This is a genomic window from Streptomyces sp. NPDC059080, assembly GCF_042739975.1.
Taxonomy (GTDB): domain Bacteria; phylum Actinomycetota; class Actinomycetes; order Streptomycetales; family Streptomycetaceae; genus Streptomyces; species Streptomyces benahoarensis.
The window spans coordinates 92090-105545 of the sequence record NZ_JBHYGX010000022.1 but is presented as its reverse complement, the minus strand read 5'-3'; the positions used below and the strand labels follow the sequence as shown (position 1 = coordinate 105545).

The 13456-nt window shown below is 70.8% G+C and carries 9 protein-coding genes, 5 tRNA genes and 1 pseudogene; 8 read left to right on the top strand and 7 right to left on the bottom strand.

Annotated elements, in window-relative coordinates; all coding sequences use genetic code 11:
- The 6 genes and pseudogenes from ACFWWQ_RS19070 to ACFWWQ_RS19045 all read right to left on the bottom strand — a co-directional run.
- A pseudogene (locus ACFWWQ_RS19070) lies at window positions 1-152 on the bottom strand (roadblock/LC7 domain-containing protein); the annotation flags it as partial.
- Window positions 103-3210, bottom strand: a complete 3108-nt coding sequence (locus ACFWWQ_RS19065; RefSeq protein WP_384597556.1) for a nitrate- and nitrite sensing domain-containing protein — start codon at window positions 3208-3210, stop codon at window positions 103-105. The gene ACFWWQ_RS19065 and the pseudogene ACFWWQ_RS19070, both read right to left, overlap by 50 nt.
- Before the next feature lie 369 nt (window positions 3211-3579).
- A complete protein-coding gene (locus tag ACFWWQ_RS19060) occupies window positions 3580-4176 on the bottom strand; it encodes an ATP/GTP-binding protein (protein WP_384597554.1) in 597 nt (198 codons plus the stop codon).
- Window positions 4157-4564, bottom strand: coding sequence for a DUF742 domain-containing protein (locus ACFWWQ_RS19055; protein WP_143940484.1), 408 nt, complete (start codon window positions 4562-4564; stop codon window positions 4157-4159). The genes ACFWWQ_RS19060 and ACFWWQ_RS19055 overlap by 20 nt, the downstream gene beginning before the upstream one ends.
- Window positions 4565-4658: 94 nt before the next feature.
- Entirely contained in the window at window positions 4659-5072 is a 414-nt protein-coding gene (locus tag ACFWWQ_RS19050) for a roadblock/LC7 domain-containing protein (RefSeq protein ID WP_384597570.1), read from the bottom strand.
- A 9-nt stretch (window positions 5073-5081) separates the two neighbouring features.
- Window positions 5082-8804, bottom strand: coding sequence for a nitrate- and nitrite sensing domain-containing protein (locus ACFWWQ_RS19045; protein ID WP_384597552.1), 3723 nt, complete (start codon window positions 8802-8804; stop codon window positions 5082-5084).
- 676 nt (window positions 8805-9480) lie between these two features.
- Here ACFWWQ_RS19045 and ACFWWQ_RS19040 point away from each other — a divergent pair.
- The 8 genes from ACFWWQ_RS19040 (at window position 9481) to ACFWWQ_RS19005 (ending at window position 12887) form a co-directional block, all read left to right on the top strand.
- Window positions 9481-9669: a hypothetical protein gene (locus tag ACFWWQ_RS19040; RefSeq protein WP_384597550.1), complete on the top strand. Its 189-nt coding sequence runs from the start codon at window positions 9481-9483 to the stop codon at window positions 9667-9669.
- A gap of 81 nt (window positions 9670-9750) precedes the next feature.
- Window positions 9751-10512: a fumarylacetoacetate hydrolase family protein gene (locus tag ACFWWQ_RS19035; protein ID WP_345080351.1), complete on the top strand. Its 762-nt coding sequence runs from the start codon at window positions 9751-9753 to the stop codon at window positions 10510-10512.
- Window positions 10505-11992 carry a glutamate--tRNA ligase gene (gltX, locus tag ACFWWQ_RS19030; protein ID WP_384597547.1) on the top strand — a complete coding sequence of 496 codons (1488 nt, stop codon included), beginning with the start codon at window positions 10505-10507 and terminating at the stop codon, window positions 11990-11992. Before ACFWWQ_RS19035 ends, gltX begins: the two co-directional genes overlap by 8 nt.
- 360 nt (window positions 11993-12352) lie before the next feature.
- A tRNA-Gln gene (locus tag ACFWWQ_RS19025) sits at window positions 12353-12424 on the top strand.
- 51 nt (window positions 12425-12475) lie between these two features.
- Window positions 12476-12548: transfer RNA gene (locus tag ACFWWQ_RS19020), tRNA-Glu, on the top strand.
- Between the two features lie 63 nt (window positions 12549-12611).
- A tRNA-Glu gene (locus ACFWWQ_RS19015) sits at window positions 12612-12684 on the top strand.
- A gap of 16 nt (window positions 12685-12700) precedes the next feature.
- Window positions 12701-12772, top strand: a tRNA-Gln gene (locus ACFWWQ_RS19010).
- Between the two features lie 42 nt (window positions 12773-12814).
- Window positions 12815-12887, top strand: a tRNA-Glu gene (locus ACFWWQ_RS19005).
- 95 nt (window positions 12888-12982) lie between these two features.
- Here ACFWWQ_RS19005 and ACFWWQ_RS19000 read toward each other — a convergent pair.
- On the bottom strand, window positions 12983-13177 hold the full coding sequence (locus tag ACFWWQ_RS19000) for a hypothetical protein (RefSeq protein WP_384597545.1): 195 nt from the start codon (window positions 13175-13177) through the stop codon (window positions 12983-12985).
- Window positions 13178-13456: the final 279 nt, after the last annotated feature.

Below are 13456 nucleotides of genomic sequence, written 5' to 3'. Positions count from 1 at the left end.
TCCGCGGAGACCACGACCGTGTGGGAGACACCGGGGGTGTTGTCCACGAAGTTGGTGATCAACCAGTTCAGGTTCTGCGCCGCCTGGCTCATCGGGCTCACACTAACGCTCCTGATCGTAGGTGCTGCCGGGGCCGAAGCCCTGTTGGTCATTGTGGGGGGACTCCGAGCGATCCACCCGCGCGCTGCGGCCCTGCTGGACACCGCGACGCAGATTGCTCAGCCTGCCGCGGATGTCCTCCGGGGCACGGGAGACCTGGGGGCCACCCTGCGGGCTCTGCTCCGCCGAACCCTCGACCAAATTGGCCTTGGGCACCCGTCGCGGCAGACCGGACGGGGTGACCCCGCCAGCCTTCGGCTCACGCAGCCGCTCCGCCCGCTCCCACCGTTCGTCGTTGGAGCTGCGCCATTCGGAGCCGTCCAGGACCTGCTCCGACGCCTCCCACCGCTGCGGGGGCACCGTCGATTCCCCTGGCTGTGCCCACTCCTGCTGAACAGGCTGAGCCTGCTCGGTGTGGCCTCCGCGGCGCGGAAGGCCGACGTCGGTCAGCGAGTGGGAGTCGCTCGGGGACGGGCCCGGACGGTCGAATGGTACGCGCTCGGACGCGTCAACGGGAGCGGCGGGTGTATTCCGGTCAGATTCCGCTTCGGCCCCGAAGTGCCCATCGTACGCGGCGGGTTCGAAGCCGCCGCCGGTGGCGGGTGCTTCGGGTGCGGCGTACGGATGCTGGTCCGCGGCGTGCGGGTCGGCCGCAGGCCGGAAACCTTCGGCGCCGAATGTGCCGTTGCCGTACTGCGGTTGATCGTCTTCCGCATATGCCTGCGGTCCGGGCTGCGCACCGTACCCGGCAAGGTCCGGCGCCGCACCGCCCAACAGCGGCCTCCCGTCGGCCTGTTGGGCGCCCTGCGCCTCCTCCAGGGCCGCGCGGCGCTCCTCGCGCAGCAGTGACCGGCTCATGCCGTCGTGACCGGCCCCGGCCGCGTCGGCGGCGACCCCGGGGTCGCCGGGGGCCGCTCCGGGCGCGGTGGCCGGTGCGTCCGGACGCGGCGCGCGAGGCTGGTCGGGCGCGGTCCGGGGGACGGTGAAGTCCTCCTCGAACCGGCCGCTGCCGCCACCGCCGTGGGTGATCGCGTCGGGCAGCATCACCAACGAGGTGGTGCCCGCCTGTTCGCCCGAGGGGCGCAGCTGGACGCGGATGCCGTGCCGGTCGGCGAGGCGGCCGACCACGAACAGGCCCATGCGCTGGGAGACCGCGACGTCCACACTCGGCGGGTTCGCCAGCTTGTGGTTGATGTCCGCGAAGTCCTCGGCGGTCAGCCCGATGCCCTTGTCGTGGATCTCGACCATGATGCGGCCGTCGGACATCCGGGTCGCGGCGACCCGCACCTTGGTCTGCGGCGAGGAGAACGTCGTCGCGTTCTCCAACAGCTCCGAGAGCAGATGCACCAGGTCGGTGACGGCCTGACCGTGGATTTCGTTCTCCGTGACCCCGGCCAGCTCGATGCGCTCGTACGACTCGACCTCGGAGGTGGCGGCCCGCAGGACGTCGACGAGGGGGACCGGGTGGTCCCAGCGGCGGCCCGGCTCCTCGCCCGCGAGGATGAGGAGGTTCTCGCCGTTGCGCCGCATGCGCGTGGCGAGGTGGTCCATCCGGAAGAGGTTCTCCAGCTGGTCCGGGTCCGCCTCGTTGTTCTCCAGGTCGGTGATGAGCGTCAACTGCCGCTCGATGAGGCCCTGGTTGCGGCGCGAGAGGTTGGTGAAGATCGCGTTGACGTTGCCGCGCAGCATTGCCTGCTCGGACGCCAGCCGCACCGCCTCGCGGTGCACCTGGTCGAAGGCGCGGGCGACCTCGCCGATCTCGTCCGTCGTCCCGATCGGGATCGGCTGCACCCGGGTGTCGACCCGGCCCGGCTCGGCCCGCGAGAGCTGGTCGACGAGCATCGGCAGCTTCTGCTCGGCGATACCGAAGGCCGCGGTCCGCAGCGTCCGCATGTTGCGGCTCATCCGCCGCGCCATCAGACCGGCCACCAGGAAGGCGGCGATCAGAGCGGTCAGCACGACGGCCGCGTCCGTGATGGTGGTCCGCTTGGCGTCCGCCGAGATCTGCGCGGCCTCCGCGACGGCCTTGTCCGCGAGGTCCTTCTCGATGGACCGGTACATGTCGAAGCCGCCGGTCGCCGCCGTGAACCAGACCTCGGGCGTGATGCCCCGGTCCGCCAGATCCTGCGGCGATGCGCCGGAACCGATCGCGGTGGCCATGGCGTCCATGGAGGGGGGAGCGCGGAACGGCCGTCCGGCCGTCTCGGCCTGCCGCCTGGCCTGCGCGTTCTTCGCCTTTGCGGTCGCCTTGAGCGCGGCGGTGTCCTTCTTCAGCCGCTCGACGTCCTCGGGGGTGCCGCCGGAGGTGTACTCGCCGATGGCGATGTTCTCCAGGTAGCGGTACGACGCGAAGGCGGTCAACTGGCGTTTGTACGTGGCGCCGCTGGCCGGGTCGACGAGGAGGTGGACGCCGATCGAGCGCTCCAGCGAGGCGGCGGCCTTGGCGAGCGAGAGGGCGTAGACGGTGCGGCCGTAGGAGGTGATGTTGCTGGTCCCCAGGCCGAGTTCGTTGGCGAACTCCATCAGCGGGTGCTGGAGGGCGACGTAACCCTCTTCGGTGCGTACGCCGGGCAGCGCCGAGGTGTACGCGGAGTCGCGCAGCGTGCCGAGGCCCTTCTCGGCGGTGGTGAACGCGGTGAGGCGGCGCGCGAGGCCCGGCTTGTCAGGCATCGACTCCGCGGCCGTGTGGAAGTCGGCGGCGGCCCGGTCGGTGGCGGCGCGTGCGTCCCCGACGGCCGGGTCGTGCTTCTTGCCGTTCAGCAGGGGTTCGGCGGTGCGGTCCCGCTCGTCGATGAGGGCGTTGCCGTAGGTGAGGGCGGCGCGGACGAGCTTCGCGGTGCTCTCCGCGTCCTGCGCGTCCCGCCAGGTGCCGAGGGAGGAGCTGACCCGCAGCCCGCCGAAGACCAGCGCGAGCAGGACCGGGATCAGCAGGATGGCGTTGAGGCGGGTCGCCACCCGCCAGTTGCGGGGGGAGTACGGCTTCCCACCGGAAACGGGCGGGGCGGGCGTGGTCCCGGGCGACCCGGGAGCCGGGCCGGTACTGCGCGACGGCGGGGTGAAGTTGCCCCGCCGGGCCTCCCGCGGCTCGGGGCTCGCCTTGCTTCGCCTCACTCGACCAACAACCTCTCGGCGCGAAACGTCGTGCTGTGCCGTTTCTTCTGGGTGTCTCCTTCGGAGTTCAGCGAATTTCAGCACGTCGGACGCGCGCGTTCCAAACACTGAGCAAAGCCTGGGGAAGGCGGGAGAGACCTCAGATAAAAGGGGCGTTAAGGGCGAGCCGCGGCAAAATGCGAGAGAAGCGTGTGCACAGGGGAGCCAAATGTGCGCACGGTGTGTCTGTGGCGAGGTAATTGCCTGCCGAAACGTTATGAACACGATCGACGGCGTGTTCAACGACACAGCGTGTGACACAGCTGGTGACACACCCGGGGACGCGCCGTACGGCGGGCCCGCCCGGAACAACTCCGGACGGACCCGCCGTCAGCGCAGGCGGGCCATGAGCGCGTGCTCGACCAGCGTGATCAGCGCGCTCTTCGCCTCACTGCGTGCACGGGCATCGGTCGTGATGATCGGCGTACCGGGCCCGATCTGCAGGGCCTCGCGGACCTCGTCCGGCGTGTGCGGCTGGTGCCCCCCGAAGCCGTTGAGGGCGATGACGAAGGGGAGGCCGCTGTTCTCGAAGTAGTCGACGGCGGGGAAGCAGTCGGCGAGGCGGCGGGTGTCGACGAGGACGACGGCCCCGATCGCACCGCGCACCAGGTCGTCCCACATGAACCAGAAGCGGTCCTGACCCGGCGTACCGAAGAGGTACAGGATCAGGTCCTGGTCCAGGGTGATGCGGCCGAAGTCCATCGCCACGGTCGTCGTCGTCTTGTCCCGGACATGGCTGAGGTCGTCGATCCCCGCCGACGCGGAGGTCATCACGGCCTCCGTACGCAGCGGGTTGATCTCCGAGACGGCGCCGACGAAGGTCGTCTTGCCCACGCCGAAGCCGCCCGCCACCACGATCTTCGCCGAGGTGGTCGAACGGGCGGGGGCGCCGTCCCCGAACGCGGCGTCAGAGCTTGCGAAGTCCACTGAGCACCCTCTCCAGCAGCGTCACGTCCGGCGTACCGCCGGCCTCACCGCTGCCACCCGGCTGATGGATCGCCACCATCCCGGCCTCCGCCAGGTCGGCGACGAGAATGCGCGCCACCCCCAGCGGTATGTGCAGCAGCGCGGAGACCTCGGCGACCGACTTGACCTCACGGCACAGGTGGCAGATCCGCTGGTGCTCCGGCAGCAGACCGGGCACCTGGGACGGGTCTGCCGTGGTGCTGACCAGCGCCTCGATGGCGAGCTGGTAGCGCGGCCGGGTGCGGCCGCCCGTCATGGCGTAGGGACGCACCAGGGGCTGGTCGCCTTCGCCGCCGTACGACGCCTGACTGTAGGCATCGTAGGGGTCCGACGTGGGTGGCGGGGTCATGGATCCTCCGGGCGTGACAACTGTCTTGTGCGGGACTGCCGTCGGGTTGGGCCGGTGGCTGTTCGGCGGTGTACGGGACATGTGCTGTGGCGCTTCAGTGCAACAGGCTGCCCTGGAGTTCGGCGCGTAGGTCGGGGGTGAGGACGTTGCCTGCGCGGTCGACCAGGAGGGCCATTTCGTAGCCGACGAGGCCGATGTCGCACTCGGGGTGTGCGAGGACGGCCAGGGAGGATCCGTCGGAGACGGACATGAGGAAGAGGAAGCCGCGTTCCATTTCCACCACGGTTTGGTTGACGCTTCCGCCTTCGAAGATGCGGGAGGCGCCGGAGGTCAGCGAGGTGAGGCCGGAGGCCACTGCTGCCAGTTGGTCGGCTCGGTCCCGTGGGAAGCCTTCGGACATGGCGAGGAGGAGACCGTCCGCGGAGACCACGACCGTGTGGGAGACACCGGGGGTGTTGTCCACGAAGTTGGTGATCAACCAGTTCAGGTTCTGCGCCGCCTGGCTCATCGGACTCAACTAACGCTCCTGCTGGTGAGTGGGGTCCACCACGCCGTGCTGCCCGGTGTCGCCACCGGCCTGCCGGCCCTGCTGGATACCCCGACGAAGACTGGTCAGCCGGCCGCGTACGTCGCTGGGCGCGCGCGAGACCTGCGGACCGCTCTGGGCGGGCTGCTGCTGTGCCGTACCGGCGACGAGATTGGCGCGCGGCACCCGGCGGGGCAGCCCCGACGTGGTCACCCCGCCCGCGGCCGGCTGACGGATCTGTTCCGCCTGCCGCCAGGTCTCGTCGTTCGGCGAACTGCGCCAGCCGGTGGTGTCGAAGCCCCCGGCGGGCGTGTCGTCCGGACCGTCCGCGGGCCGCGGAGCCTGCTGCGGCTGCGGCGCCTCGGCGTGGGCGGAGGGCGGTGGCTCCACACCGGCGGCGGCCGCCTCCGGTGTGTGGAACCAGCTCGACTCGATGGTGTCGAAGATCGGCGTCCGCCCGTCACCGGGACCGGCCGACGTGTCGCCGAGCCAGTCCGCCGACGGGGCGGGCGCCGGCGCGGCGCCCGGCGACGGCTGCGCCGGGACCTGGCCGGTGGAGTGCGGCGCCTTAGGGGCGACGCCGAAGAGGCTGGCCGCCTCCGACGGGGCGTTGCCGCTCTCCTGCGCCGCCGGGCGCGAGGCGTCGGGCCGCCCGGCGGCCCGCAGCGGGAGACCGGACGCGGTCTGCCCGAAGCGCTCCGGAGCCGCGGGGGCGGGGCCGCCGGGCAGCGGGAACCGGCCGGTGTCATCGGGCGCCTGCGCGCCGCCCCGGGGAGCGCCGGGCGGCGGCCCGTTGAAGTCGGGCCGGGCGAAGGCCGTGGTGTCACCGGGGCCACCGGTCGCCTCGGGCGGCGCCGGGCGCGCGAAAGTGCCCGTGGTCTCCGGCGGTGCCGGACGTCCGAAGGTGCCGGTGGTCTCGGGCGGTGTGGGGCGCGCGAAGGTGCCGGTGGTCTCCGGCTCCTCGTGGCCGCGCGGTGTGTCCTGGGGCTCGCGGGGTGCCAGCGGCCAGTCGTCGGTCGCGCCGCGGTCGCGGCGTACGCCCCAACTGGTGCCCGGCTGCGGGGAGTCGACGGCCGGAGCGGTCTCCGCGGCGGGGGAGCCGGTCAGCTCCGCGGCCGGTCCGCGGGGCGGCAGTTGCGGACGCTCGTCACGGCCCGGCGCACCGGTGGGCGGCGCCACCGTCGGCGTCGCACCGGAGGTTTCGACAGGCGCCTCGTTGCGCTGCACGTGACGCGTGGGCAGCGTGGGACGGCCGCCGTCGGCCGGGGCGTTCGCCGGGCGCGCGGCGCCGCGCGCGGACGCGTCCGGTGACGCGGGGGCCTGCGGCACGGGGCCACCGGAGGGCACCGGACCGACGAAGCCGCCCGGACCGCCGATACCGCCGGGGGCCGTGCGCCCGGGACCACCCGGACCGCCACGGCCCGGCAGCGCGGGCCGCCCGGTGCCGCCGGGGCCCGAACCGACCTGGCCGCGCGGCTGCAGCCCCGCGAGACGGCTCGTCGAGCCGGAGCCGGAGCCGGAACCCGTACCGCCCTCGGGCACCTGGCCCTTCGCGGTGGACGGCGCCGGCTTCTTGCCGCCCTGCGCCACATCGACGGGCAGCATGACCAGCGCGGTCGTGCCACCGGAGTCGGACGGCCGCAGCTGGATGCGGATGCCGTGACGCAGCGACAGGCGGCCGACCACGAACAGACCCATCCGGCGGGAGACCGAGACGTCCACGGTCGGCGGGCTGGCCAGCCGCTCGTTGATGGACGACAGGTCCTCGGGGGAGAGGCCGATACCGGTGTCGTGGATCTCGACCAGCACCCGCCCGTCGGGCAGCGCGTGACCGGTCACCTTCACCTTGGTCTGCGGCGAGGAGAACGACGTGGCGTTCTCCAGCAGCTCCGCGAGCAGGTGCACGAGGTCGTTGACGACGCGCCCGGCGACCTCGGTCTGCGGTACGGCGCTCAGCTCGATGCGCTCGTACTGCTCCACCTCGGAGGCGGCGGCGCGGAGCACGTCGACCAGCGGCACCGGACGCGTCCAGCGACGGCCCGGCTCCTCACCCGCGAGAACGAGGAGGTTCTCGCCGTTACGGCGCATGCGCGTCGCGAGGTGGTCGAGCTTGAAGAGGGAGGACAGCTGGTCCGGGTCGGCCTCGCGGGACTCCAGCTCGGAGATGAGCGAGAGCTGACGCTGAATCAGGCCCTGGGAGCGGCGCGAGAGGTTGGTGAACATCGCGTTGACGTTGCCCCGCAGCAGCGCCTGCTCGGACGCCAGCCGGACCGCCTCGCGGTGCACGTCGTCGAAGGCCGCGGCCACCCGGCCGATCTCGTCCCGGCTGTGCACACCGACCGACTCGACGGAGGTGTCGACGTCCTGCGGGTCGGTGTCGGACAGGTGCTTGACCAGCTCCGGCAGCCGCTCCTGGGCCACCTTCTGGGCCGTGTCCTGGAGACGGCGCAGCGAGCGGACCATGGACCGCGCCACGACGAACGCGCCGACCAGCGAGACACCGAGGACGAGGAAGATCAGCGCACCGTTGATGATCGCTTCCTGCGTCGCCGCGTTGCGCAGCTCGCGGGACTTCTGCTCCATCTCGGTCAGCAGCGAGGTCTCGATCCGGGACATCTCTTCGACCTTGACGGTGTCGGAGTCGTACCAGTCCAGGTACTTGTACTCCTGGCTGCGGATGCCGCTGTTGCTGGCGAAGGCGCGGTGCGCGAAGGCGACCGCCGCCTTGATCTCGTCGTTGTTGCCGTCCAGACCGCGGGTGAGGGTACCGGCGTTGCCCGCGTAGATCTGCGAGAAGCGGTCACGGGCCGCCTTCTCGTCGTCCTCGGCGGTACGTCCGGCCAGCCGGTCGTTGGCGGAGAGCTGGGGGCCGCCCTTGTGGGCGAGACCGGCGCTGACCAGGGCGCGCTGCATCGACGCGTACTCCTTGGCCGAGGAGAACGCCGCCAGCGCACGGGTGGACCGGATCATCTCCGGATTGCTGGTGGCCTGCGCCATGTCCTGGGAGAGGGAGAGCAACGAGTCGATCAGCTGGTTGTAGTTGCTGATGGTGCGCGCGGCGTTGCCGTCGTCCTTGTACGCGCTGCTGCGGATCTCGTTGAGGGTGTTGAGCTGGCGGCCGATCTCCAGGACCGTCGCCCGCACACCGGTCATCGTGGCGTCGACGCCCTGGATGTCGCCGGTGCCCTGGTTGAACGCGATGCGGGCGTGGTCGGTGGCCTCCCGCGGTGCGACGACGTTGGCGTCGTCCTTGGCGTTGCCCGAACCGGCCAGCGGGCCCGCCGACTTGTCCCGCTCGACCTGGAGCGCGTCGGCCAGCTCGGTGGCCTGCCGCGTCATGTCGGTGAGCATCTTCATCTTGTCCAGCTGCTCGATGTTCTCCATCGAGTCCTGGATACGGATGGCGCCCAGCGAGGTCGCGGCGACCACGGGCAGCGCGAGCAGGGAGATCAGACGGGTGCTGATGCGCCAGTTGCGCAACGCGACCCGGGAGCCGGGACCGCCCGGGCCCGACTGCTCCTTGGCCGTTCCCCGGTCGGCGTCGCCGCCGCTCCGGTCGGACGGCGCCGGGGCGTTCGCCGGGCCGCTCCCCTGGGCACGCTGGGGGGAGGAGGCGCGGTCGGTCCCGCCGCGCGGCTCCGGCTCCGCCGCAGCTTCCCGGCCCTTGCGGGCCTGGGAAGGCTCCGTGCCATCCCTCTTGAAACGTCCCTGCACTAGCGTCGCAACCTCTGGACCAGGCGTCCCCCCGCGTGAGCGGCGGGACGGTGTCGAGTCGTGGGGGACCGCAAGCCCCCGTGCGGTCGTGAATGACCGATGGGCTTCCCCCTCTGGCCGAGAGAGCAACTCCACCGCGCTGCGCCACATCGCGCCCTGCGCGCCGGTTGATACATGCGGCGGTCCGTGGAATTCCAGCACAGTGCCGGATCTCCAACAAGAGCGGAACCGCGTGGTGCGACATGGGTGACACACGGTGCGGACCGTGTCACGACACGTAGAGGGATTCATGGTCGATAGCGGACTTTTGGCCTCGAACCGCTTCGGTCGCTCCGTTGTCCCAGGTGCGGTGATCGGAGGCGAAATGGAGCCTTCTGGTGATCGATGTCCCGTTCATCCCTTGATGCTGATCGTAGGAATTGCGGCATTTGTCGCGTACTCAGTGAGGAAACTCACAGAGGGGTCGGTGACTTTCCCCCCGCATCGCAGGGAATGGCCCGCTTAGTCTGATGCTTGACAAAGGCAGCCGGCGCGACAAGGACACCCCGCGCGACCTCGCCCGTTGTCGTGATTCCGCGGCCCCGCGGTGCCACGGATGCGGCGGGCCCGGTCCGCACCGCCCCACCGGGCCGGCGGTCCCTTCCGATGCATCCCGATCTACGCGAGGCGTGAAGCAGTGAAGACCACGATGATGTTCCGCAACATAGCCAACCCGCGGCGCACCACGCTGGCGCACCTCAAGGACGCCGACGAGCTGACGGCCGCCACCCCGGCCCCGGAGCACGTCGCCGAGCTGCCCACGCAGACCGCCAACCCGCGCCGTACCGTCCTGATGGACGCCCCCGGCCAGGACGCCGCGGCGTAATTCCGCAGCGGGCGAGCCGCGCCCCCGCGTTAGCCTGGAGTGTCCACTCCGGCCAGTGATCAATGAGGGGCAGCGGCACCCGTGCGCATCGCCAGATTCTCCATCGACGGCAACGTCGGCTTCGGCGTCCTAGAGGGCGACGAGATCGACGTCATCAAGGGACACCCCTTCGCGGAGTTCGAGCGCTCCGGCCAGAAGGTTCCCCTCGACAAGGTCCGTCTGCTCCCGCCGGTGCTGCCCAACAAGGTGGTCGCGGTCGGCCGCAACTACGCCGCCCACGCCGCCGAGCTGGGCCACGACGTCCCCGACGCCCCGTTCACCTTCTTCAAGCCCTCCACCTCCGTGGTCGGCCCCGGTGACCCCATCGCGTACCCCTCCTTCTCCGAGGAGGTGCACCACGAAGCGGAGCTGGCCGTCGTCATCGGCCGGATGTGCCGCGAGGTGCCCCGCGAGCGCGTCAAGGACGTCATCCTCGGCTACACCTGCGCCAACGACGTCACCGCGCGTGACGTCCAGCGCCGCGAGAAGCAGTGGGCGCGCGCCAAGGGCTTCGACACCTCCTGCCCGCTCGGCCCCTGGGTCGAGACCGAGCTGGACCCCTCCGACCTGACCATCCAGTGCACCGTCAACGGCGAACAGCGTCAGCTGGGCCGGACGAGCGAGATGGTCCGCTCCGTCGAGGACCTGATCGTCCACATCACCGAGGCGATGACGCTGCTCCCCGGCGACGTCGTCCTCACGGGCACCCCGGCCGGGGTCGGCCCGCTCACCGTCGGCGACGAGGTCGCCGTCACCATCGAAGGCATCGGCACTCTCACCAACAAGGTGATCAAGCGTGGCTAACGCGACCCCCGTCCGCGTCCGTTTCTGTCCCTCCCCGACCGGCAACCCTCATGTGGGACTGGTCCGCACCGCCCTGTTCAACTGGGCGTTCGCGCGCCACCACCAGGGCAGCGGTGCGCAATTCGTCTTCCGCATCGAGGACACCGACGCGGCCCGCGACTCCGAGGAGTCCTACAACCAGCTGCTGGACTCCATGCGGTGGCTGGGCTTCGACTGGGACGAAGGCCCCGAGGTCGGCGGCCCGCACGCGCCTTACCGCCAGTCGCAGCGCATGGACCTCTACAAGGAGGTCGCCGACAAGCTGCTCGCCAGCGGCTACGCCTACCCCTGCTACTGCACCACCGAGGAGCTGGACGCCCGCCGCGAGGCCGCCCGCAAGGCCGGCAAGCCCTCCGGCTACGACGGCACCTGCCGCTCCCTGAGCGACGAGCAGAAGGCCGCCTACGAGGCCGAGGGCCGTTCCTCGATCATCCGCTTCCGGATGCCCGACGAGCCGATCACCTTCACCGACCTGGTCCGTGGCGAGCTGACCTTCACCCCGGACAACGTTCCGGACTACGGCATCGTCCGGGCCAACGGCGCGCCCCTCTACACGCTCGTCAACCCCGTCGACGACGCGCTGATGGACATCACCCACGTCCTGCGCGGCGAGGACCTGCTCTCCTCCACCCCCCGCCAGATCGCCCTCTACAAGGCGCTCATCGAGCTGGGCTACGCCAAGGACATCCCGGCCTTCGGCCACCTGCCGTACGTCATGGGTGAGGGCAACAAGAAGCTCTCCAAGCGCGACCCGCAGGCGTCCCTCAACCTCTACCGTGAGCGCGGCTTCCTCCCCGAGGGCCTGCTCAACTACCTCGCGCTGCTCGGCTGGTCGTTCTCCGCCGACCGCGACCTCTTCTCCGTCGCCGAGCTGGTCGAGAAGTTCGACATCGCGGACGTCAACGCCAACCCGGCCCGCTTCGACCTCAAGAAGGCCGAGGCGATCAACGCCGACCACATCCGGCAGCTGGACCTCCCGTCCTTCATCGCCGCCTGTGAGCCCTGGCTGACGGCCCCGTACGCCAACTGGGCGCCCGAGGACTTCGACCAGGTGGCGTGGGAGGCCATCGCCCCGCACGCCCAGACCCGGCTGACGGTCCTCTCGGACATCACCGCCAACGTCGACTTCCTGTTCCGCAAGGAGCCGGTCGAGGACGAGGCGTCCTGGACGAAGGCGATGAAGGGCGACCCGGTGGCGCTGCTCACCACCGCCCGCGCCAAGCTGCTGGACGCCGACTGGACCAGCCCCGAGTCGCTGAAGAACGCCGTCCTCGCCGCCGGTGAGGAGCACGGCCTCAAGCTCGGCAAGGCCCAGGCCCCGGTCCGCGTCGCGGTCACCGGCCGCACCGTCGGCCTGCCGCTCTTCGAGTCCCTGGAAATCCTGGGCAAGGAGCGCACCCTGTCCCGCATCGACGCGGCCCTGGCCAAGCTCGCGGCCTGACCTCGTACGAGCCCTGGGGGCCCGGAAGCCGAGAGGGCTTCCGGGCCCTTGGTGTGGGCGGGGGCGGGCGACGGCCCTCACGAGGGCGCGAGGGCCCAGGAGAGCGCCCAGGGGCGCCGTGAGAGCCGCATGCGGCCGGATCCGTCGCTCGCCCGGCCTGGAACCTTGACAGGGGCAGGGAGTGGCCCCGACCCCGCCGTCACCGGGCCTTACGGCGCTTCCCTCCCCGCTCCGTGCCCTATCGGTTTTGGAGCCCCGTGCACCTTCGGGTAATGTTCTTTCTGCGCCGCCCGGGAGGGCCGAGAGGTCCGGCCGGAAAGCGCAAGCCGAACAAAATCCCCACTGGGGGTTGCGTTTTGGTGGGCTATGGTGTAATTGGCAGCACGACGGTTTCTGGTTCCGTTAGTCTAGGTTCGAGTCCTGGTAGCCCAGCAAGAGATCTTTCTCTTCGAGAAAACCATGGTCTCTTGAGTGCAGTATCAGGCCCCCGTTGTGTAGCGGCCTAGCACGCCGCCCTCTCAAGGCGGTAGCGCCGGTTCGAATCCGGTCGGGGGTACAGATCCTTTCTTTCCGTCATCTTCGGGTCGCTCCCGGATGTTTCGATGTGAGGATCGCTAGGGCCCCCGTTGTGTAGCGGCCTAGCACGCCGCCCTCTCAAGGCGGTAGCGCCGGTTCGAATCCGGTCGGGGGTACTGGTCTAAACCACCATGGGCTATGGTGTAATTGGCAGCACGAGTGATTCTGGTTCATTTAGTCTAGGTTCGAGTCCTGGTAGCCCAGCGCAGAGAATTCGCGTCACGCGAACTCGACTGCAAAAAGCAGGCCCCCGTTGTGTAGCGGCCTAGCACGCCGCCCTCTCAAGGCGGTAGCGCCGGTTCGAATCCGGTCGGGGGTACGCGAATGGGCAAAGGCCCCTGCTTCGGCAGGGGCCTTTGCCGTATGCGGAATTCGGGAGGGAATCCGTGCGTCCTTCGCGCACAGGGTCCCGTCTCACGGCCCGTAGCGCCGGGCCGACTCCTCCTCCTGGGGCACCCGGCGCAGGGCGAGCCGCACCGGCTCTCGGAGGATCGCGGCGGCCACGGCGGTCTCCGCCCGCTCCGCGTCGTCCGGCAGCGTCTCCAGGACGTCGAAGTCATGACCGGCCACGGACGCCATCTGCCGTGCGTACGGCGTGAGTTCGGCCACGGTTACGGGGTGGCCCGGCTCCAGCAGGCGGGCGTGCCCACCTGGATCAGCGCGCGGATCAGGCGCAGGCGCCGCTGAGTGGCGGTATACCCCCCCGGCGGATCTACGGGGACAGGCCGGCGCGCGGCCTCGGTGCGGCGTACGGGGTGCGGTCGCTGCGCGACGGGGTGCAGGACCTGGAGCGGCTGGGTACCTGACCGCCCCGCCGCGTGCAGCAGGCGGGGCCGGGGGGGGGGGGGGGCGCGGGGGGGGGGGGCGGGGGGGGGCGGCCCGCGGGCG

Coding starts and splice junctions, on each gene's coding strand:
- ACFWWQ_RS19050 (WP_384597570.1), bottom strand. CDS start 5,072: ATGAGCCAGGCGGCGCAGAACCTGAACTGGTTGATCACCAACTTCGTG.
- ACFWWQ_RS19055 (WP_143940484.1), bottom strand. CDS start 4,564: ATGACCCCGCCACCCACGTCGGACCCCTACGATGCCTACAGTCAGGCG.